The sequence below is a fragment of the Phaeobacter sp. JH20_26 genome (genome assembly GCF_048056275.1).
Classification (GTDB): Bacteria; Pseudomonadota; Alphaproteobacteria; order Rhodobacterales; family Rhodobacteraceae; genus Phaeobacter; species Phaeobacter bryozoorum.
In genome coordinates this window covers 277,226-300,986 of record NZ_JAYMWL010000013.1, presented here as the reverse complement: position 1 = coordinate 300,986, position 23,761 = coordinate 277,226, and the positions used below count along the sequence as shown (strand labels likewise).

Below are 23,761 nucleotides of genomic sequence, written 5' to 3'. Positions count from 1 at the left end.
TTTTTATCCTTGGGAATTGACCGGCTGCGCTGCTGCGCCGCCGTTGTTGATGGCCCAGGTGGCGTTGGTCTTAATGCCACCCAGCGGGAAGAAATGCACATTGGTGATGTTGAAATCGGGGTTGGCGGCCTTGTGGGCGGCCAGCTCGGCAATCACATCTGTCGGCTCATAGGGCAGCAGCAGCTTGGAGACATCCATCGCGCGCTTTTGCAGCACCTTGAGGGACGGTCCAACACCGCAGGCGATGGCGAATTTGATCAGCGTCTGCAGTTTGGCCGGGCCGGCAATGCCGATATGGATCGGCAGATCTACGCCTGCGGCCTTGATGCTGTCGGCCCATTCGATGATCGGCTTCGCCTCAAAGGCGAACTGGGTTGCCAGCGCCATCTTCGCATCGGTGCGTTCGGAGAATTTCTGTTTCCACAGAAGCGCATCCGAGACGTTCTTCATGCTGCCGTCAGGATCGATATCCTTGTTGCCTTCGGGGTGGCCCGCAACATGCAGGTTGGTGAACCCGGCCTTGTCGAACAATCCTGTTTCCAAGAGCTGCATGGAGCTGTCAAAGGCACCATGAGGTTTGGCAACACCACCGGCCAGCAACAGCGCCTGCTTGACATCGGCCTCCCCCTGATAGCGGGCGATCCAGTCGGCCAGCGTGGCCTCGTCCTGGATGATCCGCGCGGGAAAATGCGGCATCACCGGGTAGCCTTCGGCATTGAGCCGCTTGGCGGTTTCCACCATTTCCTCGATCGGCGTACCTTCGATATGGGCGATGTAGACGCGGGTGCCTGCGGGCAGCAGATCGCGGAAGCTCTCGACCTTGGCCGCGGTACGGGGCATCACCTCGATCGAGTAGTTTTCCAGAAAGGCCTCGACCTCGGGGCTGCTGGGCTGCGCTACGCCAGCATCGCGTTTCTTGAAGTTCAACAAAGCCATCGTGGCCTCCCAAAAAGATGTCAGGCTCATGCCCATCCGTCGTTAGCGATCAGTGTCTTGAGCCGGTCCTGATCATAATCCGCTTCCAGACGCTTGGCCTCGGCCTCGGCGATATCGGCCGGTTCACCATCCATGGCGTAGGGCGCAGCCTTGCGCCATTCCGCGAGATAGGCGTCGGCGTCCTTCGCGTTCACCTTCATTGCCGCACGGTCGATGGCTTGTTCAAACCGCTCTTCCAATTGACGTTTGGCCCCGCGACGGCCTTTGCCGACGATGATCTGTGCTGGGATGTCGCGCCAATATACGATGGTGACGTCGGGCATTGCCTGAGCTTCCTTTGCGTCTGTGTAGTTGCGTTTCTAGTGTGGCATCGCCGGGCGCGTTCGTCGGATTTCGACCTGACATTGGTTCTGAGCGACCTTTTCCGGGTCGCTTCTGGATAGCAACGGCGGGCCGGGCTGGCTACCGGTCAGCGCCCTCATAATATTCAACAGCTTTATGAATTTGATCGGCAAAGCGCTCAAAACCGTTCAAGAAACGTCAATTCGTCAATCGGCAAATCGTCATCGGGGCATTCGGGCCACCTTGCACGTGGCGGTCAGCCCACATATGCTTGGATCAACACGATTATCGGAGGGCGTGAATCATGGCGCCCAGGCGTTCCAAAGGTGCGGGCGCATTTCCCCGAGTGGTAGAGAGCCCTGCACCGGCCCGCCCAGATCCTGATGCGCTCTATGCGGCGCTCGATCTGGGGACAAATAGCTGCCGGATGCTGATTGCCCAACCCAAGGGCAGCGGCTTCCATGTGGTGGACAGCTTTTCAAAATCGGTGCAACTTGGCGCCGGTTTGGAGCGGACCGGGCGCTTGTCGCGCGCGTCGATGGCGCGCACTATCCAGGCTCTGCGTATCTGTCAGCAAAAGCTCAAACGTAACCGGGTGAAACGGATGCGGCTGGTCGCGACTGAGGCCTGTCGTCGGGCGAAGAACGCGCGAGAGTTCATTCGTCAGGTGCGCCGCGAGACCGGTCTGACGCTGGAGATCATCCAACCCGAGGAAGAAGCGCGTCTGGCAGTGATTTCCTGCGCGCCGCTGGTGTCGACGAAGACGGATCAGCTGCTGGTGGTCGATATTGGCGGCGGCTCCACCGAACTGGTCTGGATCGACATCTCCTCGATCCCGCGCCGTGACCGGCCATCCGCCATCATGCGGCTGCACGCAGGGTTTCATCCCGTTGAAAGCCCCTTTCCCGCGGCCAAGGTTGTTGACTGGATCTCAGTACCACTTGGGGTCGCGACGCTGCGCGATCAGTTCCACGACGTCGAGGATGACGCGGCCCGTTTTGCCCTGATGAGCTGGTTCTTTGAAGAGAACCTCGCCGATTTTGCGCCCTATAAGGACGAGCAGACCCGACAGGGCTTTCAGATCGTTGGCACCTCTGGCACCGTCACCACCGTTGCCGCCTCGCATCTGGGGCTGAAACGCTATGACCGGACCAAGGTGGACGGGCTGCGCATGACCAGCGATCAGATTGACAAGGTTATCCGCTCTTATTTAGAACTCGGCCCTCAGGGACGCCGCAGCGACCCGCGTATTGGCGAAGACCGTCAGGCGCTGATCATGTCGGGGGCGGCAATTCTACAGGCGCTCTTGCGGTGCTGGCCGACGGACAGGTTGTCCGTTGCGGACCGGGGCCTGCGCGAAGGCCTGCTTTATGCACAGATGAGCGCCGATGGCGTTCTGGAAGACGGGCCGTTCTGACGGCCACACACAGGATTTGAGCGTCCGACAGTTGGCCCCGATGCGGCCACGGACGACAGGGAACAGCAAATATGGCAAAGACACCCACGGGAAAAACACCCACTGGCAAGAACACCTCCGGGCGCGGACAGCGTGACCTGAAGGTCAAGGTCAAGACTGCCCGTGGGCGTAAACTCAGCTCCACCCGCTGGTTGCAGCGGCAGTTGAACGACCCTTATGTGAAACGCGCCCAGGCAGAAGGCTACCGTGGGCGCGCAGCCTATAAGATCATGGAAGTCGACGATAAATTCCGCTTCCTTGTGAATGGCGCGCGGGTGGTCGACCTGGGCTGCGCCCCGGGCGGCTGGGCGCAGGTAGCGGTGAAGCGGATCAATGCGCTGGGGGAAAAGCCGGGTAAGGCGGTAGGCCGCATCATCGGCGTTGATCTGCAGGAGGTCGAGCCGCTTGCGGGTGCCGAGTTCCACCAGCTGGATTTCATGGACGAAGGGGCCGACGACAAGGTCAAGGAATGGCTTGGTGGCAAGGCAGATGTGGTGATGTCGGATATGGCAGCTGCCAGTTCCGGTCACAAGCAGACCGACCATTTGCGGATTATCTCGCTTTGTGAAACCGCGGCCTATTTTGCCTTCGACGTTCTGGAAGAAGGCGGCACCTTCGTGGCCAAGGTATTGGCCGGCGGGGCCGAGGGTGATCTGCAAAAGCTGCTGAAGCAGAAATTCACCAAGGTTTTCCACGTCAAACCGCCATCGTCACGTTCGGACAGTTCGGAAAAATTCGTGGTTGCAACCGGGTTTCGCGGTGAGCCTTCGGATGCGTCTGACGATTGATCTCCAACCGGGCTGTGGCCGGGCGCATGGCAACCGCCGCCCTGCCCCGGCTTTCAGGTCTGGGCGATCAGCTGCCGCGCTGAGCAGTGCTGGAAAACGACCGCAGCGCCAGCGCCTGCAAGGCGATGGTTTCCAGTGAGGTGCCTTCAGCGCGCAGCGTCACGCGCGGGCTGTCCTTCTCGATGCGATGAGGCGCCGCGACAGGCTGTTTCAGCAGGCGTTGCACCAATTGGCGGGGCGGAAGTTTGCTTTGCAAAAGACGCATCAGTTCCTCGTACCGTATGAGCGTTCGGGCTGTTCTCATCGAAGAATAGACCGGCCACTGGGCCGCATCGTGGCTCAATCGTGGCAGAACTGCCTTATTGTTGCGATTTTCGAAACAATTTCACTTCAGGCACGGGCTGGTGCACTCGGACGGTTGCAAACGCCTGCGACAGGTCAGGAGGTTGGATGCAGCAGCACCCCATTGAGTTCCGCGCCAAGGATCAGAATGGCTGAGTTCAGATAGAGAAAGATCAGCGCCGCCATAGCCCCCGCCAGCCCCGCATAGGTGGCCGAATAGGCCGCAAAACTGCTGATGTAGATGGCAAAGGCGAGGCCGGCCGCCCACCACAGCACCACTGTCAGCAGCACCCCCGGCAGCACCTGTGAGAGCCGGTGACGCTTCGCCGGGAGCAGCATGTGGAAGGCAAACACAGCAACGAGCGGGATCACCGCAACCAGAACCCCGTTCAGACCGCCCTCCCAGTTGCCTTTCAGCGGGACTTGCGGGAAGAAACTGGCCAGATGGCGCGCATAAAGCGGCAGGATCAGCTCAAACACCGCCGCCGCCATAATGCCCGCCCCCCCCAGGATCACCAGACCAATGCACAGGCTCCGGGTCTTCCAGAACGGCCTGGTATCGCGTTCATGATAGGCCTGCACCATTGCCAGACGCACCGCATCCACTCCATTGGAGGCAAAGTAGATAGCGATGACACCACCCAGCGTGACCACCCCGGTGGAAGATGTGGCAAGCACCGAATAGACCTCCCGCACGATGGGATCCGAGACGCTTTCCGGCCAGGAGCCAAAGACCAGCTCGACCAGGTTTTCCAGATCAACCCCGCCCGACAGTGACCCCGCCACCGCACCGGTGAGCGCCACGGTAAAAAGGATAAAGGGAAACAAGGCGAGCATCAGCGACATGGCGATATGGCTGCTCAGCACCCAGCCGTTCTTGTCGTTGAACCGCTTGGCGGCCAGATACAACGCATAGGCGCCGGGTTTCACATAGGGTCGGATGCTCATGGCCTGACGGTCTCATAGCTCGCGTCTAAAAACCAGCCCTTTCAGGGAGATATAGCCAAGCCCATCCGCCGGATGTAGGTTTGGCCAGAAGATATGCGACAGGGAGCGCGGCGATGGCCTGGATTGCGATAAGCACATCGGCTGTACTGATGATGTGGGTGCTTGCGGGTCTGGCCTCTTTGAAGGCGGCCCGCACCGCCCGCACGCCGCAAGGGGCAATCGGCTGGGTGGTATTTTTGCTGTCCGCTCCGCTGGTGGCGCTGCCGCTCTATCTGTTTTTCGGGCAACGCCGGTTTTCGAGGTATCGCGCCACCCGGCGCGAGGCGGAGCGGGTCCTGAACGCGCTGCGCGTCTACTCAGATCTTCACACACAGGACCGCGATCAACTGGCCGCGAACCAGGCCCCCTTCGAACGGCTGGCCGGTTATCCGGTTTGCCGGGGCAACGGGTTTGAGCTGCTCAAAAACGGCGCTGAAATCGCCGATGCGATTATCGAGGCCATTGATGCGGCAGAGGATTACGTTCTGGTCCATTTCTACATCGTGCGCGATGACAAGATCGGACAGCGGTTCAAGACCGCCTTGCTTGACGCACGCGCGCGCGGCGTTGCTGTCTGGTTCATGACGGATGCGGTAGGCAGTCACGGGCTGTCAAACCGATACCGCGAGGCGTTGGAGGCGGCAGGTGTCAATCAGGTTGACCCCAGCACCCGCCCCGGCCCGAAACATCGGTTTCACCTGAACTTCAGGAACCATCGCAAGACGGTCATCGTCGATGGGCGTGTCGGCTTTACGGGCGGAATGAATATCGGCGATGAATACATGGGGCGCGACCCGGCCTTTGGCGCTTGGCGCGATACGCAGGTGCGGTTGACCGGTCCGGTCGTGCAGCAGCTACAGCTGGGCTATGCGGAGGATTGGTTCTGGTTGACCGAGGATCCGATCCTTGACCTGCTGACCTGGGACTGCGCCCCGGTTGAGGGCACAGGCAAACCCGCGCTGGTGGTCGAAACCGGGCCGGGAGACAGTACGATCAACGGCTCGATGCTGTATTTCTCTGCCATCTCCGCAGCGCGTTCCCGGATCTGGCTTGCCTCGCCTTATTTCGTGCCGGATCAGGATGTTGTGGCTGCGTTGAAGAACGCCGCCATGCGCGGGGTCGATGTGCGTATCCTTTTGCCCGAGACTGCGGATCACTACGCACCCTGGCTGGCTGCCTACGCTTATTTTGACGACCTGCGCGAGGTTGGTGTCAAAATCTATCGGTATCAGGCCGGATTTGTGCACCAGAAGGTTTTTGTCGTGGATGATACCATTGCGGCGGTGGGCACGATGAACCTCGACAACCGTTCTTTCCGGCTGAATTTTGAGAGTATGGCGCTGTGCTTTGATGCGGAAACGGCAGAACAGGTGGCGCAGATGCTGGATGAGGACATGGCATCGTCAACGCTGCTGGAGACGGATCTGGACGCGCAACCGGTGACCATCCGCTTTGGTGCGCCTGTCGCGCGCCTGCTGGCGCCAATCCTGTAGGGCACCACGCCCGAGGTGACGGGTCAGCGTACTCTCACCGGCGCGGTATCTTCCAGCAGGAACACCTCTCGCAATGCAGCCACCAGAAACGCCGTGCTGATGCCAAAGGCAAAGAGCCCGGTAACCGCGCCGAACGCGGCAAAGATCCGCATCCCCTCGCCAAGGACGATATCGCCGTAGCCGAGGGTGGTATAGGTCGCGAGCGAGAAATAAATCGCAGTATTCCAGTCGCCTATGGCACCAGAGAAAATCAGCGCCGTGGCCCAGATCCAGACCTGCAGCGTATGGGCAAAGACGATCAGCCCGATGGCAACCGCCAGCACTGCGCTCATCTGCACAAAGCGCCGCCCACGTTGCAGCACGCCAAGCCGTCTGCGCAGAACATGGATGCAGAACACCAGCAACCCAGCCTCCACGACAAGGCAGATCCCAAGGTACAGGCTGCCGAGCAGCAGCTGCTGGATGAGTGTCATGTCCCTGCCCTCATTCGTTGACCTTGCGCCGATGGATCTGTCGATCAGCCGCGATCGGCTCGGCTCACGGCTCCGGTTTTGGCGCAGTCTACGAAATCAGCGCTGCGACATGCAATCGCGATAGTACTGTTTGACCAGCCGCTTGCGCTGCGCCTCGGGCGTGTTGAAGTAATCATCGCGGTCCTCGGCTTCGGAACCGCTGCGTGATCTCGCGCGGCGCAGCTTGCCCTCCTGCACACTGATCCCGATCCGAACTGTCCCGGAGAAAGTGATCCCGGCACGATCATTGCCCAGCCGCAGACCGTCAGGGGCATCACTGCGCGGCGCGCCGGCGTAGGCCTCCGCCCGGCTGCGGCAGAGCGCTTCGCGGCTGCCGGACGCCGTTTGCGCCACGGCGACCTCCGTCAGCGGCACCGCTGCCAGAGCGGCCAGAATGGCAGGTGCCAGACCTCGTGATGACCAGCGGAATGGCAGTGAGAACAGCGACATGGCATAGCCTTTGTTGAGCCCAGCCCCATTATTGCATGGGCAAGCTTCAAATGGGGCCTACATCAGGGCGCGTCAATGTTATCTGTTGTCTTGGGCCGGGATCCCCGGAAAGGTCAGCCTGCAAGATCAGCCTGTCTGGTCGCCGGATGTATCGCGGCGAAGTCGGACAAACCATAACAACCGCAAAAGGTTATACGTCGATGCTAATCATTGAGGAGGTCAGCAAGTCCTATTCGGGGCCGTCCGGCGCTGTTCGGGTTCTGGACCGTGTCTCGCTGGATCTGGCCACCGGGTGCAGCCTCGCACTCACCGGAGACAGCGGATCCGGCAAAAGCACGTTGCTGCATCTGGCGGCCGCGCTGGATCAGTTCGACCGCGGCCGCATAGTGGTGGATGATGTGCCCCTCGCCGAGCTGGATGACACAGGGCGCGCGGCGCTGCGGCGACGACATGTGTCCCTGGTGTTTCAGCAGTTCAACCTGATCCCGGCCCTGACAGTTGGTCAGAACATCAGCCTGCATGCCCGGCTGGCCGACACGGTTGATGCCAGTTGGATCGAGGCATTGACCCGTCGGCTGGGGCTGGCCGAACTACAGGGGCGCTACCCCGAACAGCTGTCTGGCGGACAGCAGCAGCGGGTCGCTATTGCCCGCGCGCTGGCGCTGCGCCCAAAGCTGCTGCTGGCGGATGAGCCGACGGGTAATCTGGACGAAACGTCAAGTGCTTCGGTCATGGAGCTGATGCTGGATCTGGTGCGGGAAACTGGCGCGGCGCTGCTGCTCGTGACCCATTCGCAGGCCATTGCGGGCTTGCTAGACAGGCAAATCCACCTCAGCAATGGCCGCCTGCGTGAGGCCGGGACATGAGAGCGGCTGCATTCTCCGCGATCCTGTCTCACTGGCGTCAGCACCCGCTGCAATTGGCCATGCTGATCACCGGTCTTGCGCTGGCCACCGCGCTCTGGTCTGCGGTGCAGGCGATCAATGCCGAGGCGCGTGCAAGCTATGCCGAAGCCGCAGCGCGCATCTCCCCGTCCGGACAAAGCTATCTCGTAAACCCAGAGGGAGATATTAATATTTCCCAATATGTTGCGCTGCGACGTGAAGGTTGGCAGCTCTCGCCGATACTGATCGGTGACCTCACAAACCAACAAAAAGGCCCCGACCGAAGGCGCCTTGAGATGGTGGGCATTGATATCCTCTCGCATCCGATGATGGAACGGCTGAGCGAAGCCGGAACCGCAACGGAATCCGACGGCGACACATCTGTGGCGCTTTCCCCGGCGGATCTGCTGCTGGCACCTGGTCACCTGTTCTTGCACCCCGAGACGGATGTGACCGGCCTCGATCTTGATCTGCCTCCGACAACGCGCAGCACAGCGGTTCCCCGAGACGTTTTGATCAGTGACATAGCGACTGCGGCGCGACTGCTCGCGCGACCGGATGCGATCAGCCGCCTGATGGTGCTGGATGCGCAACCCAGCGGGCTCAGATCGCTGGGCGAACTGGTGCCTGACCTGCGTTTGCAGAGCGCATCAACCGGCGCGGATACGGCGCAGCTCACCCGCAGTTTTCACCTCAACCTCACCGCCTTTGGGCTGCTGTCCTTTGCGGTGGGCCTGTTCATCGTGCAGGGCACCATCGCATTGGGGATTGAGCAGAGACGCGGCATGTTCCGCAGCCTGCGCAGTTTAGGGTTACCGCTCAACACTCTGGTCTGGCTTGTTTTTGCTGAACTATTGGCAATCACGCTTGTGGCGGCGTTGCTTGGCCTGATCCTTGGCTATCTGATCGCGGCGGCTCTCCTTCCCGGTGTCAGCGCAACCCTTTCGGGGCTATATGGCGCCTCGGTCGATGGCAGCCTGAACCTGCGTCCGGGCTGGGTGCTTTCTGGCCTTGCGATGGCCTTGGCAGGCATGATGCTGGCCGGTGGTCAAAGCTGGTACAGCCTGTCGCGATTGCCCATTCTTGCAGCGCCAGCTGCAACCGCGCGCGGTCAGCAGGCGCTGCGTGGCCATCGGCTCTCTGCTGCGACCGGTGCGCTGATGGTGCTGGCGGCGGCAGCAATACCGGTGCTGTTCGACGGGCTGCTGGCTGGCTTTGTCTTTCTCGGCTGTCTGATGCTGGGGGCCGCGCTGCTGCTGCCGCTTGCGCTATCGCGGCTGGCCTTGGTCGGAACCCGAATGGCGCGTGGCCCGGTGACGCTCTGGTTATGGGCGGACATGCGCGCGCAGCTGCCGGGTCTGTCGCTGGCGCTGATGGCACTCCTTCTGGCGCTGGCGACAAATATCGGTGTTGGCACAATGGTTTCCAGCTTTCGCCTCACCTTCCTTGGCTGGTTGGATCAACGGCTGGCCTCGGAGCTCTATATGACGCTTCCGCGCGACGAGATGGCCGATGAGGTGCTGCCCTGGCTGGCGGAGAGGGGCATCCGCGCCCTGCCCATCCGCCACAGTGATGAGCGCTACAGCGGCGCCCCGATGGACGTTTACGGTGTGGTCGATGATGCCACCTATCGCGACAACTGGCCGCTGTTGCAGGCCGATGCAACCGTCTGGCAGCAGGTGGCCGACGGCAGCGGCGCGCTGATCAACGAACAGCTGGCGCGCCGTGGCGACCTGGAAACCGGAGATCTGCTGCAGATTGCACCGGAATGGCACATGCGTATTGCAGGCGTCTATTCCGACTATGGTAACCCCAACCCGCAGGCGATTGTCGGTCTCGCCACCCTGCTGGAGCATCGCCCGCTGATCGAGAACCGCCGTTTCGGCCTGCGTCTGCCGGTTGAGGACGTGGCGCGCCTGCGCCGTCAGCTGCAACAGGATTTCGATCTGCCGTCCAGTGCCTTCATCGACCAGAGCGCGCTTAAACGGCAGTCGCTGGCGATTTTTGACCGTACTTTTGTCGTGACCGGAGCGCTGAACCTGCTGACCTTCGGCGTCGCTGGCTTTGCAATGCTGACCAGCCTGCTGACGCTCTGGAGCCAACGTCTGCCGCAGCTGGCGCCGATCTGGGCGATGGGGCTGACACGCCGTCAACTGGCCAGATATGAACTTCTGCGCAGCGTGATCCTGGCCGGGCTGACGGCCCTGCTTGCCCTGCCTCTCGGCCTGCTGCTGGGCTGGGCATTGCTCGCGGTTGTCAATGTCGAAGCCTTCGGCTGGCGCCTGCCGATGTTTCTGTTTCCGCTGGACTGGCTAAGGCTGTTCCTGATGGCGCTGGCGGCGGCCGCGCTGGCGGCGGCCCTGCCGGCACGGCGGCTGTCAAAGCTGAAACCCGCCGATCTGCTGAGGGTCTTTGCCAATGAACGCTAAGCCTGCTCTCCAAGCGATTTTCTGCGGCCTTGTCGCGCTGCTGGTGCTGCTCATCCGGCTTGCCGGTCCGGCTGCGGCGCAGGGATATGCCGGGCTCGGAACCGAGGTGGACGGGTTTGCAGTACCTGCACGCGGCACCCAGCTGGTTTTCCCGCGTGATCACGGCGCGCACCCCGAGTTCCGCATCGAGTGGTGGTATCTGACCGCCAATCTGACCGGAGATGACGGGCGTGACTACGGGGTTCAGTGGACGCTGTTCCGGTCTGCCCTGCAACCGGGTGATGCCCGTTCGATGCCGACCGCATCCGCCTGGGAAGACCCCCAGATCTGGATGGGCCACGCCGGTCTGACGACGCCCGATGCCCATTTTCACGCCGAGCGGCTGGCGCGGGGTGGCATTGGGCAGGCCGGTGTCACCACCGCTCCGTTTGAGGCCTATATCGACGATTGGTTCATGCGCGGCCGCGATGCCGGTCTGGATGCGCTGAGCCTGCGCGCGACCGGGCAGGATTTTCGCTATGATCTCTCTCTCTCAGCCAATGGTCCCTTGGTCTTGCAGGGGGATGGCGGCTATTCGGTGAAATCGGCGGATGGACAGGCCAGCTACTATTATTCCCAGCCGCACTATCAGCTGAGCGGCACATTGCAGCTGCCCGGCGGCCCGGTGCAGGTGACCGGAGAAGGCTGGCTGGACCGTGAATGGTCAAGCCAGCCCCTGTCTGAGGATCAGAGCGGCTGGGACTGGTTTTCGCTGCGCTTTGATAGTGGCGAAAAGCTGATGGGGTTTCAGTTGCGGGGCAGCAGCCTGTTCACCTCAGGCACATGGATCGCAGCCGATGGCACGCCCTCTCCGCTGGAGCCGGGGCATCTTCAGGCGACGCCGCGCGGGCTGACACAGGTTGCCGGTCGCGCGGTCCCAACGGAGTGGAACCTGCGCCTGCCCGAACGCGGCCTCGATATCGAAGTCACCGCGCTGAACCCGCAGGCCTGGATGGCGATGTCCTTTCCCTATTGGGAGGGACCGGTGCGGATCACCGGCAGCCACAGCGGTAAGGGATATCTGGAGATGACAGGTTACGCGCCGCCTCCCGACTAAAGGCAGACCGGGCGCATGGGCGACGGAAAAAGGGGCGCCCCTTAAATACGGAGATATGCGGTTAGAATGCCTGCGGATCAGCGCACCACATAGACCGAACAGGTGGAATGGCGGATCACCCGCGCCGCATTGGGTCCCAGCAGATAATCCGACAGCTCCGGCTTATGCGCGCCGATCACGATCAGATCGGTTCCCGCCTTGTCCGCGACCTTCAGGATTTCCTGATAGGCTTTGCCGGTGGCCACCAGATGCCGCACCTTGGCGTTGCGTTCGGCGCCGAGGACCTCCTCGCAGAGCTTGCCCAGATGATCTGCAGTTTCCTTTACCGCGCGTTCATGGTGGTGCTCTTCGAAGAACCCCGAGACCCAGCTTTCGCCAAAATCGGGCAGCACATTGACGACATCCAGCTGCGCGCCATCCAGATCGGCCAGTCGGGCCGCCTCTGCCAGCACCTTGCGGTCCGTCGTGTCGCCGTTCAGTTCCAGCGCGCAGAGAACAGATTTACTCATGCCATTGCCTCCTCTTTGCGGGCACGGCCCGTCTGCATCAGGGCAACAAGCCCCAGCAGCAGCAGCGCCGGGATAAAGATCAGCTCCTTGGGCAGCTGATCCGACGGCACCTGCACCGAGGTCAAGGATACCGGGTCATCCAGATAGAAATCAAACCCGTCCAGCATCGGCTGCGCCGGGGTGCCGAACATCGGCTCTTCCAGTTTGACAATGCCGTCTTCTTCCAGCGGCAGCAGTCCGAACTGATCGAGGCTTGTCTGCCCGCCCTCTGCGCCGACGGTCAGAACCAAAGTGGTTTCGGTCATCTCGCCAGTGTCGAAATCGGGACCCGCCACTTTCACGCGCACTTCGGTGCCTTCGGGGACATCGTCGAGCGCGGTGACCAGCTCGGCCGGCTCCACCTGCGTGAACGGCGGCTGGATGTAATCCATGAAGAAGCCGGGACGGAAGATTGCAAAGGCAATCGCCACCAGCGCCACGCTTTCATAGATCCGGCTGCGGGTCAGAAAATATCCCATGGTGCCGGCAGTAAAGACAAGGATCGCAATGGTGGCGGTCACCGCAACCAGTATCCCCTCAGCCCAGGTGACATCAATCAGGAGAAGATCGGTGTTGAAGATGAACACAAACGGCAGCGCCACGGTACGCAGGCTGTAGAAGAAGGCGATGAAGCCGGTACGGATCGCATCGCCCCCGGAGACAGCCGCCGCGGCAAAGCTCGCAAGGCCCACAGGCGGTGTCACATCCGCCATGATGCCGAAGTAGAACACAAATAGATGCACCGCGATCAGCGGCACGATCAGACCGGATTGCGCCCCCAGTTCCACCACAACGCCCGCCATCAGCGAGCTGACAACGATGTAGTTCGCCGTCGTGGGCAGACCCATGCCGAGGATCAGGGACAACAGCCCTACCATCACCAGCATCAGGATCAGGTTGCCGCCCGACAGGAACTCAACCAGATCGGCCATGACCTGACCAACACCGGTGAGGGTCACCGTGCCTACGATCACGCCGGCTGTTGCTGTTGCCAGCGCGATACCGATCATGTTGCGCGCACCATCCACCATGCCGTGCCACAGGTCGTTGAGCCCATCCATAAAGTTGTGCAGCAGGTTGCTCTGCCCGCGGAACAGCGCCTTAAGCGGTTTCTGGGTGAGCAGGATCACGAATAGCAAGGCGGTCGCCCAGAAAGCCGACAGTCCCGGCGATTTCTGTTCGATCATCAGGAAGTAGACCAGCACGATGATCGGCAGCAGGTAATGCAGACCGGCCTTGTAGATCTCGCCAACCTCGGGCAGTTCGATGTCCTTGGCGTTGGGATCATCGGGTTCAAGGTCGGGAACCTGCGCTGCCATATAGACCAGCGCGACATAGACCAATGCAACCAGACAGGTGATGATCAGGCCGGCTGCGCTTGGTGCGACGGCTTCGATCGCATCAACCGGGAATTGGGTGCCATAGCACAGCCCCGCAAACACCAGGAAGAAGCTCAGCATACCCAGCGCCGTGCGCATCAGGTTTACTTCGCGGTTGCCCAGGGTCGGCATCTTCCGCTTTACGGCTTCCAGATGCACGATGTAGATCAGCGCGATATAGGAGATCGTCGCCGGCAGGAACGCATGGGTGATCACCTCGACATAAGAAATACCGACATATTCCACCATGAGAAACGCAGCCGCGCCCATAACCGGCGGCATGATCTGGCCATTGACAGAGGAGGCAACCTCTACCGAACCGGCCTGCTCCGAGGTGAAGCCAACCCGCTTCATCAGCGGAATGGTAAAGGTGCCGGTGGTCACGACATTGGCAATCGAGGAGCCGGAGATCAGACCGGTTGCGGCCGAGCCGACCACCGCCGCCTTTGCCGGGCCACCGCGCAGGTGACCAAGCGCGCCAAAGGCCATCTTGATAAAGTAATTGCCGGCACCCGCCTTATCCAGAAGTGCACCGAACAGCACGAAGAGAAACACGAATTTCGTCGACACCCCCAGCGCGATGCCAAACACACCTTCCGAGGTGATCCACATCTGCTCCATCGCGCGGTCCAGCGATGCGCCTTTCCAGCGGATCACATCGGGGACCAGCTCGGATGAGCCGAAGAAAACATACAGCAGGAACACAGAAGCCACGATTGCCATCGCCGGGCCAAGGGCGCGGCGCGCGCCCTCAAACAGCAGCACAAGACCGATCGCAGCAAAGACCGTGTCGATGTCATCACCCTTGCCACCGGCATTCACGATCTTCTCGTAGAAGATATAGCCATAAAGTGCGGTAAATGTGCCCATCAGCGCCAGGATCCAGTCCTGAACCGGGATCCGGTCCGTCGGGCTGCTCTTCAGCGCGGGATAGGCCGCATAGGCGAGAAAAATGGCAAAGGCCAGATGGATCTGGCGCGCATTGTTTACGACGCTGCCCGGTAGCACGAGATTGGCAACCGGAGAGGCCAGCAGCACCTGAAAGACCGACCAGATGCAGGCCACAATGGCCAGGAACAGCCCTACGCTGCCAATCGGGTTGCGGGCGCCGGAGTCTGATGAGGCAACAAGAGCCTGAAGCTCTTCCTCCGACAGCGGACCTTTGCCCTGTGTTTCACTTGTCATGATGGTTCCCCTCGAAAGCTCGTACCGCTTGGGTGCAGGTACTGCTCCACTTGTTCTTGACACCCCGGTCAGCGGACGTGGAGACCGCAGGTGCAAAACGGGGCGCCATGGCGCCCCGTTCGATCAATCGGTCTGGTTATTCAACCCAGCCCTGTTCTTTGTAGTACTTCGCCGCGCCGGGATGCAGCGGTGCGGACAGGCCCGCAGTCGCCATTTCCTCAGGCTTCAGGTTGGCGAAGGCCGGGTGCAGTTTTTTGAAGTCTTCGAAGTTTTCAAAGACCGCTTTTACCACGGTGTAGACCGCCTCGTCCGAGACCTGATCAGAGGTCACGAAGGTCGCGCCAACGCCGAATGTGCTCACATTCGCGTCGGAGCCACGGTACATGCCGCCGGGAATGGTTGCAGTCCGGTAGAAGGAGTTGTCAGCGATCAGCTTTTCAACCGCTTCGCCATCCACGGTCACCAGGACGGAGTCGCAGGCGGTGGTGGCTTCCTGGATCGAGCCGGAGGGGTGGCCAACGGTGTAGACCATGGCGTCGATCTGGTTGTCGCAGAGCGCTGCGGACTGTTCGGCGGCCTTCAGCTCGGTTGCCAGCGCAAAGCTGTCCATGCCCCAGCCTTTGGCTTCCAGCAGCACTTCCATGGTGCCGCGCTGACCGGAACCGGGGTTGCCGATGTTGACGCGCTTGCCCTGGAGGTCGTCGAAATTGGTGATGCCGGCATCGGCACGCGCCACAACGGTAAAGGGCTCCGGGTGAACGGAGAACACGGCACGCAGACCTTCAAAGGCGCCCTGCTCTTCGAATTTGGAGGTGCCGTTATAGGCGTGGTACTGCCAGTCGGACTGCGCCACACCGAATTCCAGCTCACCATCACGGATGGTGTTGATGTTGTAGACGGAGCCACCGGTGGATTCCACGGAGCAGCGGATACCGTGCTCTTTGCGGGTCTTGTTGACCAGACGGCAGATCGCGCCACCGGTCGGGTAGTACACGCCGGTCACACCGCCGGTACCGATTGTGATGAATTCTTCTGCCATCGCGGCAGGTGCCATGAAGGCGGTAGCCACAAGGGCGCTAACGGCCAGCTTGGTGTTGGTCATATGTAGTGTTCTCCCACGTTTTTGTCTTCGAAACCGTAGAGCCGCACACGGCGCGGCTGGGGTCGTTGAACCCTTGGGGACATGTAGACGCCAGGTGTGTTTTGTCGCGCGTTCTGGCAACAATTTCCGGCAGGTCCAGCGGTTAAAGCGTTTCAGGCGCATCAGACCAAGTCAAGGCTTACGATCTGCCCGTGGCCCCGCAGGCACGAGGTTTCAGCGTATCTGATACCAATCCCGGAATATTCCCCCACATCCACATCCATTGGATTCGGCGCACTGTGGCAGATTGTCACACCTGTGTGCAACCCAACTTTGCCATTCAAACCCCTTTGATGGCGATATTTTCTAGAAGATTTCTGGAATTGCCGCCGCCATAAAAGACTGGATCCGACACCGCAAGGGGCAAAAGCGCAATACCCTCCCCGTTTATGGGCCCCTGCCACCTAAGCGCGCCCTCGGTCGTTGCCCGGTGTGGTATGTGAACATCACTGCCGATTGTGCTTTGCGAGCGTGAGATTTCACGCCTATGTCCGAAACCGGCTGCGATGGCGGCTTGCCGAAGACTGCGCAAGGACGCAAGATACCGAAAAGCGCACCGCCTTGGCCCGCGGCCAGGCATATGCGTCGAGACAGCCCGCAGCGCATTCCATGCCCCGGACATCCGGACCCACCCATCAGCCACCTGCAGCAGGCCAGCAAAAGGACAGTCCCAATGAACTATCACCGACCAACCAGCTTTGCCGAAGCGGCGGAGCTGGCGGCTTCAGCATCGGGGGTTACCCGTGTTCTGGCCGGCGGCACCGATGTGCTGGTGCAGATGCGCGCCGATATCGTCACGCCGGATACGCTGATCGACATCAAGGCGATTGATGGCGTCCGCGACATCCGCAAGGAAAGCGATGGCAGCTGGACCATCGGCGCCGCGGTGGCCGGAGCCGAAATGTCCGAACATGATGACCTGTCGGCCGCATGGCCGGGCGTGGTCGAGGCGATGGACCTGATCGGATCCACCCAGGTGCAGGGCCGGGCCACGCTTGTCGGCAACCTCTGCAATGCCTCCCCTGCCGCCGACAGCGTGCCGGCTATGGTTGCGGCAGGTGCATCGGTCAGCATCACCGGACCTGACGGCAATCGCCGCGCCGCGGTCGTGGATATTCCGGCAGCTCCCGGCAAGACCACGCTGAAGCCCGGCGAGTTGATCACGGCGGTGCATCTGCCGCCCGCCGTGCCCGGTCAGGGCGACGCCTATCTGCGGTTTATCCCGCGAACCGAGATGGACATCGCCGTGGTCGGCTGTGGTGTCTGGCTTCGGCTGGAGGGCGACACCGTCGCGGATGCCCGCGTTGCCCTCGGAGCTGTCGCGCCCACGGTACTGATGGTGCAGGCCTGTGCCGATGCCCTGATCGGCTCCAGGCTGGACGACGCGGCCTTGGGGCGACTGGCCACCGCTGCCTCTGATGCCTGCTCACCGATCACCGACAAACGCGGCACCATTGCCTTTCGCACGCAGGTGGCGGGCGTGATGGCCCGCCGCGCCGCAGAAACCGCCTATGCCCGCGCCAAGGGAGACAAAGCATGAGCACGAAGATCCACGTCTCGGCCACCGTCAACGGCGATGCCGTCGATTACCTCTGCGATCCGCGCGAAACGCTACTTGATGTGCTGCGCGACCGTTTGAACCTCACCGGTGCCAAGGAAGGCTGCGGCACCGGCGACTGTGGCGCCTGTTCGATCACTCTCAACGGGCGGCTGGTCTGTTCCTGTCTGGTGCTCGGCGTCGAAGCCGCAGGCCAGGAAATCGCCACCGTCGAAGGCATCGCTGCTGGCGAAACACTGCATCCGCTGCAACAGAAGTTCATCGACCACGCCGCGCTGCAATGCGGTATCTGCACGCCGGGCATTCTGGTCGCGGCCAAGGCGCTGCTGGAGAAGAACCCCAACCCCAGCGAGACCGAAGTGCGCTATTGGCTGGCGGGCAATCTGTGCCGCTGTACCGGCTATGACAAGATCATTCGCGCCGTCATGGACGCGGCGGCAGAGATGCGGGAGGCATCATAATGGCTCTGGATCAACGCAAGACCGATTTCACCCAGGTGGGCACCCGTCCCAACCGCCCCGATGGTCTGGATAAGGTCACGGGCAAGGCGCGCTTTGGCGCCGATATCACGGCACCGGGAATGCTCTTCGGGGCCATCCTGCGCAGCCCTCACGCCCATGCCCGGATCAAACATATCGACACCAGCAAGGCCGAGGCGCTGAGCGATGTGAAGGCGATTGTCACCCGTGCCGATTTCTCGGACGCCATCAAACCCGCGCCGGGGCTGGAAGGCGAACAATGGAATGTGCTGGAAAACGTGATGGCGGGCGATACCGCGCTCTATGATGGCCATGCCATCGCGGCTGTGGCGGCCACCTCGGCCCTCGCCGCTCGTGACGCGCTGAAGCTGATCGAGGTAGAGTATGAGGTGCTGCCCCATGTGACCGATGTCGATAAGGCGATGGCCAAGGATGCACCGGTGATCCGCGAGGGCGCTGCCGATTACTCTGTGCCGGAGGGGATGCACCCAAACGTGGTGCGCTACCACGAAAGCGGCCATGGCGATGTCGAGGCGGGCTTTGCAAAGGCCGATCTGGTGGTCGAGGAGCATTTTGTCACCGAGGCCACGCATCAGGGCTATATCGAACCCCATGCCTGCCTTGCACAGCTGGGACAGGACGGCAAGGGTGAACTGTGGTGCTGTACGCAGGGCCACTGGTATGTGCAGAAGAACTGCGCGGCGCTGTTGGGGATTGAGACATCGCAGCTGCGCGTCACCGCCTCGGAAATCGGCGGCGGCTTTGGCGGCAAGACCACGGTGTTCATCGAACCTGTCGCACTGGCCCTGTCGCGCAAGTCCAATCGCCCGGTCAAACTGGTGATGAGCCGCCCCGAGGTGTTCCGGGCCACCGGCCCCACCGCCTCGACCTCCATGGATATCAAGATCGGCATGACCGCTGATGGTATCATTACCGCAGCACAGGGCACCTTCCGCCTACAGGGCGGTGCCTTTCCGGGTGCGCCTGCGGATATGACCGCAATGTGTGCCTTTGCGCCCTATGATCTGAAGAACGTCCAGCAGATTGGCTATGACGTCATGAGCAACCGCCCCAAACAGGCGGCCTATCGCGCGCCCGGCTCGCCGATGGCGGCCTACGCGGTGGAATCTGTGATTGACGAGCTCTGCCGTAAACTGGATCTCGACCCGATCGAAGTGCGCCTGAAAAATGCCGCGCGCGAGGGCACCAAAGCCTCCTACGGGCCAAAGTTCGAACGCATTGGTCTGGTCGAAACGCTCGAGGCTGCCAAGGCGCATCCCCACTACAATGCCCCGCTGAAGCCCGGTCAGGGGCGCGGGATCTCCTGCGGCTTCTGGTTCAACCATGGTGGCGAAACCTCTGTTTCGCTGTCGCTGTCAGAGGATGGCACCTGTCAGATTTCTGTTGGCACGCCCGATATCGGCGGCTCCCGCGCCTCCATGGCGCTGATGGCGGCAGAGGTTCTGGGCATTCCCTATGAGAGCATCCGCGTCACCATCGCCGATACTGCCACGCTTGGTTATAATGACGTCTCCCACGGCAGCCGGGTGACCTATGCCAGCGGCCTTGCCACGATCAAGGCGGCAGAGGATGCCGTGGCCAAGCTCAGCAAACGTGCCGCGACCAAATGGGGTATCCCCGAGGATGCTGTGAAATGGGAGGACGGCCATGCCGTGCCCTCCGGTCCCAATGCGGGCAACTTCGACCCGATGCCGCTGGCGGAGATTACCCGCGACATGGGCAAGACCGGTGGACCGATCTCCGGCCATTTCGAGGCGACGCCCGAAGGGGCCGGCGTCTCCTTTGCCACCCATATCGTCGATGCGGAGGTGGATCCCGAAACCGGCAAGACCGCTGTGACGCGCTATACGGTCATTCAGGATGCGGGCAAGGCGATCCATCCCACCTATGTCGAAGGTCAGTTTCAGGGCGGTGCCGCACAGGGCATCGGCTGGGCGCTGAATGAGGAATATATCTACGGCGAGGACGGGCGGTTGCAGAATGCGGTGTTCCTCGACTATCGGATCCCCGTCGCCTCGGACCTGCCAATGATCGACACGGTGATTGTCGAGGTGCCGAACCCCGGTCATCCCTTTGGCGTGCGCGGTGTCGGCGAAACCTCGATCTGTCCGCCTCTCGCGGCCATCGCCAATGCAGTCTCTGCGGCGGCGGGGGTGCGGTTGCATGCGCTGCCGATGTCGCCACCGCGCATTCTGGCCGCCCTGGATCAGCAGCGCGCCAAGACGGGCTGAGGCGCCGCAATGGCACCTGAGTACAGCACCACAGGTCAGGGCGCGGGTACACCGCGCCTGACCGTACACCTCTGGTCGGGCCTGCGACGGTTTGCAGATGGGCAGGACGCAGTGGAGGTTCAGGCCGCCACAATCGGCGCGATGATCGCAGCACTCAAATCTGCCTATCCCGCCCTTGCACCGGCTCTCGACGCAGGCGTATCCGTTGCGGTGGACGGCCGGATCATTGCTGCCAGCCTTGATGAACCGCTCCGGCCCCAGAATGAAATCTACCTCATGCAGAGGTTGCGCGGCGGCTAGCCGCGCAAGAGGATTGCACTTTACCGCCAATGCGCTAGGACGGCATCAGCGGCGGCGCTGGGCCAGCCATCAACGGAGGACACCGCAGTGAAGGTCAACGGCACACATTATCGCTCGCTCTGGTGGGACGAGGATCAATCGGTTCTGATGATTATCGACCAGCGTTGGCTGCCCCATGAGTTTCGCATTCAGCCGGTTGCAACACTGGATGATTTCGCGACCGCCATCGTCGAGATGCGGGTGCGTGGCGCGCCGCTGATCGGAGCCACCGCCGCCTATGGCATGGCGCTGGCGGCCGAGCTTGATCCTTCGGACGGTGCGCTGGAGGTCGCTTGGGAGCAGCTCAATGCGACCCGCCCCACTGCGATCAACCTGCGCTGGGCGCTAAACCGCTGCATGGAGGTCCTGCGTCCCCTGCCCGAGGATGAGCGTGCTGACGCCGCACTGAAACTGGCCCATGCAATCGCCGATGAGGATGTTGAAATCAACCGGCGCATCGGCACTTACGGGCTGACCCTGATCCGTGAGATCGCACAGAAGAAACCCGCAGGTGAGCCGGTGCGGCTACTCACCCATTGCAATGCAGGCTGGATCGCCACGGTTGACTGGGGCACCGCCACCAGCCCGATGTATCAGGCCCATGATGCCGGAATTCCGATCCATGTCTGGGTCGATGAGACCCGCCCGCGCAATCAGGGCGCGCTGACCGCCTGGGAACTGGGCAGCCATGGTATTAGCCACAGCTACATCACCGACAATGCCGGCGGTCATCTGATGCAGCACGGACAGGTCGACCTGGTGATCACCGGCACCGACCGCACCACGCGTCAGGGTGATGTCTGCAACAAGATCGGCACCTATCTGAAGGCACTGGCAGCCCATGACAACGGGGTACCCTTCTACGTTGCCCTGCCCTCGCCGACCATCGACTGGACGGTGACCGATGGCGTTGCAGAGATCCCGATCGAGGACCGCGACAGCTGCGAGGTAAGCCATGTGCAGGGCGTGCTTGATAGCGGTGACATCGGGCTTGCGCGTGTGACACCGGACGGCACGGTCTGCGGCAACCCGGCCTTTGACGTGACCCCCAATCGGCTGGTCACCGGGCTGATCACAGAGCGCGGCATCTGCGATGCCTCTGCCGAGGGGCTGGCGGCGCTGTTCCCCGATCTTATCCGCAAGGCCGGGTGACCGCGCCATGATCAGACCCGCCCCGGATGACAGCCGCGCCCTGCGTCAGTCCATCATTGATGCCTGCCTGGAGATGAACCGGACCGGCATCAATCAGGGCACCTCCGGCAATATCTCCCTGCGGATCGCCGGGGGTGACATGCTGATCACCCCGTCCGGCATCCCTTATGAGGCGATGAGCCCGGAGATGATCGTCCGAATGCCGCTTGCGGGCGGGCCTGATCCCGAGGATGCACAGCCGGCCCCGTCGTCGGAGTGGCAGTTTCATCAGGCGCTGCTTGCGGCGAAGCCGGAGGCGATGGCGGTCGTCCATGCCCATCCGGCGCATTGCTGCGCTCTCGCCGTGAACCACATGACGATCCCGGCCTGCCACTATATGGTCGCGGCCTTTGGCGGAGATGACGTGCCGCTGGCGGATTACGCGCTGTTCGGTACGGCTGAATTGTCGGATCATGTCGTTCACGCCATGGCCGACCGCCACGCCTGCCTGATGGCAAACCATGGGGCCCTCGTGACCGGTGATACGCTGGCGCGGGCGATGTGGCGCATGGTGGAGCTGGAGAGTCTGGCGCGGACGTACATACTGGCCCGCAGCATCGGCACACCAAAACTGCTAAGCACGGCGCAGATGGAGGAGGCGCTTGCTGCCTTCGCCACCTACGGGCTGAAACAGGCCTGACCAGCCGAGTCGCCATTGCGCGATAATCGAACATCTTCCCGGCCCGGTCGAACGACCAGCGGGCAAGATGACCGCTGTCACGCCATTCCTCCCAGTTAGATGGCAGTTTTTGGACCTTCGTCCGTCTTATCCCGGAAACGGGCGTAAATTCCCTTGCGTTAGCGCAAAAGATACGACCTCATATCAGGGAATTAGGAAGAAATATGACTGACCCTCTGATTTTCGACGGCCACAACGATGTTTTGCTGCGATTGCACAATCGCGATATTTCATCCGGCGTGGACGGGTTCCAAGGCAACGGCGGGCGCCAAATTGATCTGGCCAAAGCGCGCACGGGCGGCTTTGGCGGCGGCTTCTTTGCGATCTATATTCCGGATGGCCACAGTCTGGATAGCGAAGACGAGATGATGGCAGACAGCTATGATATGCCGCTGTCGGCGGCGATCAGCTGGGCCGATGCCGCCCCTGTCGCGCTGTCGCAGGCGTCCCTGCTGTTTCAGCTGGAAAGCGACGGCGCGCTGAAGGTCTGCCGCACAACCGAAGATATTCGCGACTGCCTCTCGACCGGGATGATGGCGGCGGTGCTGCATATGGAGGGCGCGGAGGCAATTGATCCGGATTTCCACATGCTCGACCTGCTTTATCAGGCCGGGCTTCGCTCAATCGGTCCGGTGTGGAGCCGCCCGACAAGGTTCGGCCATGGCGTGCCCTTCCGGTTTCCGGGATCACCCGATACCGGTCCGGGGCTGACGGAGGATGGCAAACGGCTGATCCGGCGCTGCAATGATCTGGGTGTTATGATCGACCTGTCGCATCTGAACGAGGCCGGTTTCTGGGATGTCGCCAAGCTGAGCGCAGCGCCGCTGGTGGCCACCCATTCCAATGCCCATGCGTTGACGCCGCACAGCCGCAACCTGACCGACCGCCAACTGCACGCGATCCGCGACAGTGACGGGATGGTCGGCCTGAACTTTGCGGTCGCCTTTCTGCGCGAAGATGGTCGGATGGACGAAAACACCCCGATTGACCGGATGCTGCGCCATATCGACCACCTGATCAGCCAGCTCGGCGAGGATCGGGTTGGTTTCGGCTCGGATTTCGACGGGGCCACCGTGCCGCGGGAGATCAGGACCGTTGCAGGCCTGCCCGCGCTTCGCGCCGCTCTGCGTCACCACGGTGTGGATGAGACGTTGATGAAAAAACTATGTCACGACAACTGGCTGCGGGTTCTGGATGCCACCTGGCGCAGCCCGAAAACGGAGGCGCGCAGCTGACCGGTGCGCGCTCCGGTTCAGACCCACACAACAACAAGACGCTGACAACAGCGCGATATT

The 23,761-nt window shown here is 61.7% G+C and carries 22 protein-coding genes; 13 read left to right on the top strand and 9 right to left on the bottom strand.

Annotation, left to right across the window (positions count from 1 at the left end; all coding sequences use genetic code 11):
* Positions 1–3 precede the first annotated feature (3 nt).
* Positions 4–936, bottom strand: a complete 933-nt coding sequence (locus VWY60_RS07215) for a methylenetetrahydrofolate reductase (protein WP_340545598.1) — start codon at positions 934–936, stop codon at positions 4–6.
* 26 nt (positions 937–962) lie between these two features.
* The gene (locus tag VWY60_RS07210; RefSeq protein WP_340545599.1) at positions 963–1,259 is read right to left on the bottom strand and encodes a virulence factor; all 297 of its coding nucleotides are present in this window, start codon (positions 1,257–1,259) and stop codon (positions 963–965) included.
* 323 nt (positions 1,260–1,582) lie between these two features.
* Between VWY60_RS07210 and VWY60_RS07205 the strand changes: the two genes are divergently transcribed.
* Both VWY60_RS07205 and VWY60_RS07200 read left to right on the top strand, forming a co-directional pair.
* Positions 1,583–2,695 carry a Ppx/GppA phosphatase family protein gene (locus VWY60_RS07205; protein ID WP_340545600.1) on the top strand — a complete coding sequence of 371 codons (1,113 nt, stop codon included), beginning with the start codon at positions 1,583–1,585 and terminating at the stop codon, positions 2,693–2,695.
* Positions 2,696–2,766: 71 nt separating this feature from the next.
* Positions 2,767–3,522 carry an RlmE family RNA methyltransferase gene (locus tag VWY60_RS07200; RefSeq protein WP_340545601.1) on the top strand — a complete coding sequence of 252 codons (756 nt, stop codon included), beginning with the start codon at positions 2,767–2,769 and terminating at the stop codon, positions 3,520–3,522.
* 67 nt (positions 3,523–3,589) lie between these two features.
* Here the strand turns inward: VWY60_RS07200 and VWY60_RS07195 are convergent, their stop codons facing one another.
* Positions 3,590–3,787: a hypothetical protein gene (locus tag VWY60_RS07195; RefSeq protein WP_340545602.1), complete on the bottom strand. Its 198-nt coding sequence runs from the start codon at positions 3,785–3,787 to the stop codon at positions 3,590–3,592.
* 173 nt (positions 3,788–3,960) lie between these two features.
* Entirely contained in the window at positions 3,961–4,812 is an 852-nt protein-coding gene (locus VWY60_RS07190; protein WP_416540163.1) for a YihY/virulence factor BrkB family protein, read from the bottom strand.
* Positions 4,813–4,925: 113 nt separating this feature from the next.
* On the opposite strand from VWY60_RS07190, the gene cls reads away from it, so the two are divergent.
* A complete protein-coding gene (cls, locus tag VWY60_RS07185) occupies positions 4,926–6,344 on the top strand; it encodes a cardiolipin synthase (protein WP_416540162.1) in 1,419 nt (472 codons plus the stop codon).
* 23 nt (positions 6,345–6,367) lie between these two features.
* Here the strand turns inward: cls and VWY60_RS07180 are convergent, their stop codons facing one another.
* Both VWY60_RS07180 and VWY60_RS07175 read right to left on the bottom strand, forming a co-directional pair.
* Positions 6,368–6,817 (bottom strand): potassium channel family protein, encoded by a 450-nt coding sequence (locus VWY60_RS07180; protein ID WP_340545605.1) that lies wholly within the window; start codon positions 6,815–6,817, stop codon positions 6,368–6,370.
* 96 nt (positions 6,818–6,913) lie between these two features.
* Positions 6,914–7,306, bottom strand: a complete 393-nt coding sequence (locus VWY60_RS07175) for a hypothetical protein (RefSeq protein WP_340545606.1) — start codon at positions 7,304–7,306, stop codon at positions 6,914–6,916.
* 200 nt (positions 7,307–7,506) lie between these two features.
* On the opposite strand from VWY60_RS07175, the gene VWY60_RS07170 reads away from it, so the two are divergent.
* From VWY60_RS07170 to VWY60_RS07160, 3 genes are read left to right on the top strand one after another with little or no spacing between them, the layout of a single operon-like run.
* Complete coding sequence (locus VWY60_RS07170; protein WP_416540161.1) at positions 7,507–8,172, top strand: ABC transporter ATP-binding protein; 666 nt, start codon at positions 7,507–7,509, stop codon at positions 8,170–8,172.
* Positions 8,169–10,619 (top strand): FtsX-like permease family protein, encoded by a 2,451-nt coding sequence (locus tag VWY60_RS07165; RefSeq protein ID WP_416540160.1) that lies wholly within the window; start codon positions 8,169–8,171, stop codon positions 10,617–10,619. Before VWY60_RS07170 ends, VWY60_RS07165 begins: the two co-directional genes overlap by 4 nt.
* Positions 10,609–11,715, top strand: coding sequence for a lipocalin-like domain-containing protein (locus tag VWY60_RS07160; RefSeq protein WP_416540159.1), 1,107 nt, complete (start codon positions 10,609–10,611; stop codon positions 11,713–11,715). The genes VWY60_RS07165 and VWY60_RS07160 overlap by 11 nt, the downstream gene beginning before the upstream one ends.
* Positions 11,716–11,792: 77 nt before the next feature.
* Here the strand turns inward: VWY60_RS07160 and VWY60_RS07155 are convergent, their stop codons facing one another.
* From VWY60_RS07155 to VWY60_RS07145, 3 genes are all read right to left on the bottom strand, one after another.
* Complete coding sequence (locus tag VWY60_RS07155; protein WP_340545610.1) at positions 11,793–12,224, bottom strand: universal stress protein; 432 nt, start codon at positions 12,222–12,224, stop codon at positions 11,793–11,795.
* Positions 12,221–14,827 carry a TRAP transporter permease gene (locus VWY60_RS07150; protein ID WP_340545611.1) on the bottom strand — a complete coding sequence of 869 codons (2,607 nt, stop codon included), beginning with the start codon at positions 14,825–14,827 and terminating at the stop codon, positions 12,221–12,223. The genes VWY60_RS07155 and VWY60_RS07150 overlap by 4 nt, the downstream gene beginning before the upstream one ends.
* 136 nt (positions 14,828–14,963) lie before the next feature.
* Entirely contained in the window at positions 14,964–15,929 is a 966-nt protein-coding gene (locus tag VWY60_RS07145; RefSeq protein WP_416540158.1) for a TAXI family TRAP transporter solute-binding subunit, read from the bottom strand.
* Positions 15,930–16,641: 712 nt separating this feature from the next.
* Here VWY60_RS07145 and VWY60_RS07140 point away from each other — a divergent pair.
* From VWY60_RS07140 to VWY60_RS07110, 7 genes are all read left to right on the top strand, one after another.
* Positions 16,642–17,508 carry an FAD binding domain-containing protein gene (locus tag VWY60_RS07140; RefSeq protein WP_416540157.1) on the top strand — a complete coding sequence of 289 codons (867 nt, stop codon included), beginning with the start codon at positions 16,642–16,644 and terminating at the stop codon, positions 17,506–17,508.
* Positions 17,505–17,987: a (2Fe-2S)-binding protein gene (locus VWY60_RS07135; RefSeq protein WP_416540156.1), complete on the top strand. Its 483-nt coding sequence runs from the start codon at positions 17,505–17,507 to the stop codon at positions 17,985–17,987. Before VWY60_RS07140 ends, VWY60_RS07135 begins: the two co-directional genes overlap by 4 nt.
* Positions 17,987–20,257 (top strand): xanthine dehydrogenase family protein molybdopterin-binding subunit, encoded by a 2,271-nt coding sequence (locus VWY60_RS07130; protein WP_416540155.1) that lies wholly within the window; start codon positions 17,987–17,989, stop codon positions 20,255–20,257. Before VWY60_RS07135 ends, VWY60_RS07130 begins: the two co-directional genes overlap by 1 nt.
* A 9-nt stretch (positions 20,258–20,266) precedes the next feature.
* Positions 20,267–20,557, top strand: a complete 291-nt coding sequence (locus tag VWY60_RS07125; protein WP_416540154.1) for a MoaD/ThiS family protein — start codon at positions 20,267–20,269, stop codon at positions 20,555–20,557.
* An 87-nt stretch (positions 20,558–20,644) separates the two neighbouring features.
* The gene (gene mtnA / locus VWY60_RS07120; protein WP_416540153.1) at positions 20,645–21,748 is read left to right on the top strand and encodes an S-methyl-5-thioribose-1-phosphate isomerase; all 1,104 of its coding nucleotides are present in this window, start codon (positions 20,645–20,647) and stop codon (positions 21,746–21,748) included.
* Between the two features lie 7 nt (positions 21,749–21,755).
* On the top strand, positions 21,756–22,427 hold the full coding sequence (locus tag VWY60_RS07115) for a class II aldolase/adducin family protein (protein WP_340545618.1): 672 nt from the start codon (positions 21,756–21,758) through the stop codon (positions 22,425–22,427).
* A 203-nt stretch (positions 22,428–22,630) separates the two neighbouring features.
* Positions 22,631–23,701, top strand: a complete 1,071-nt coding sequence (locus VWY60_RS07110) for a dipeptidase (protein ID WP_416534907.1) — start codon at positions 22,631–22,633, stop codon at positions 23,699–23,701.
* The last annotated feature ends 60 nt before the right edge of the window (positions 23,702–23,761 follow it).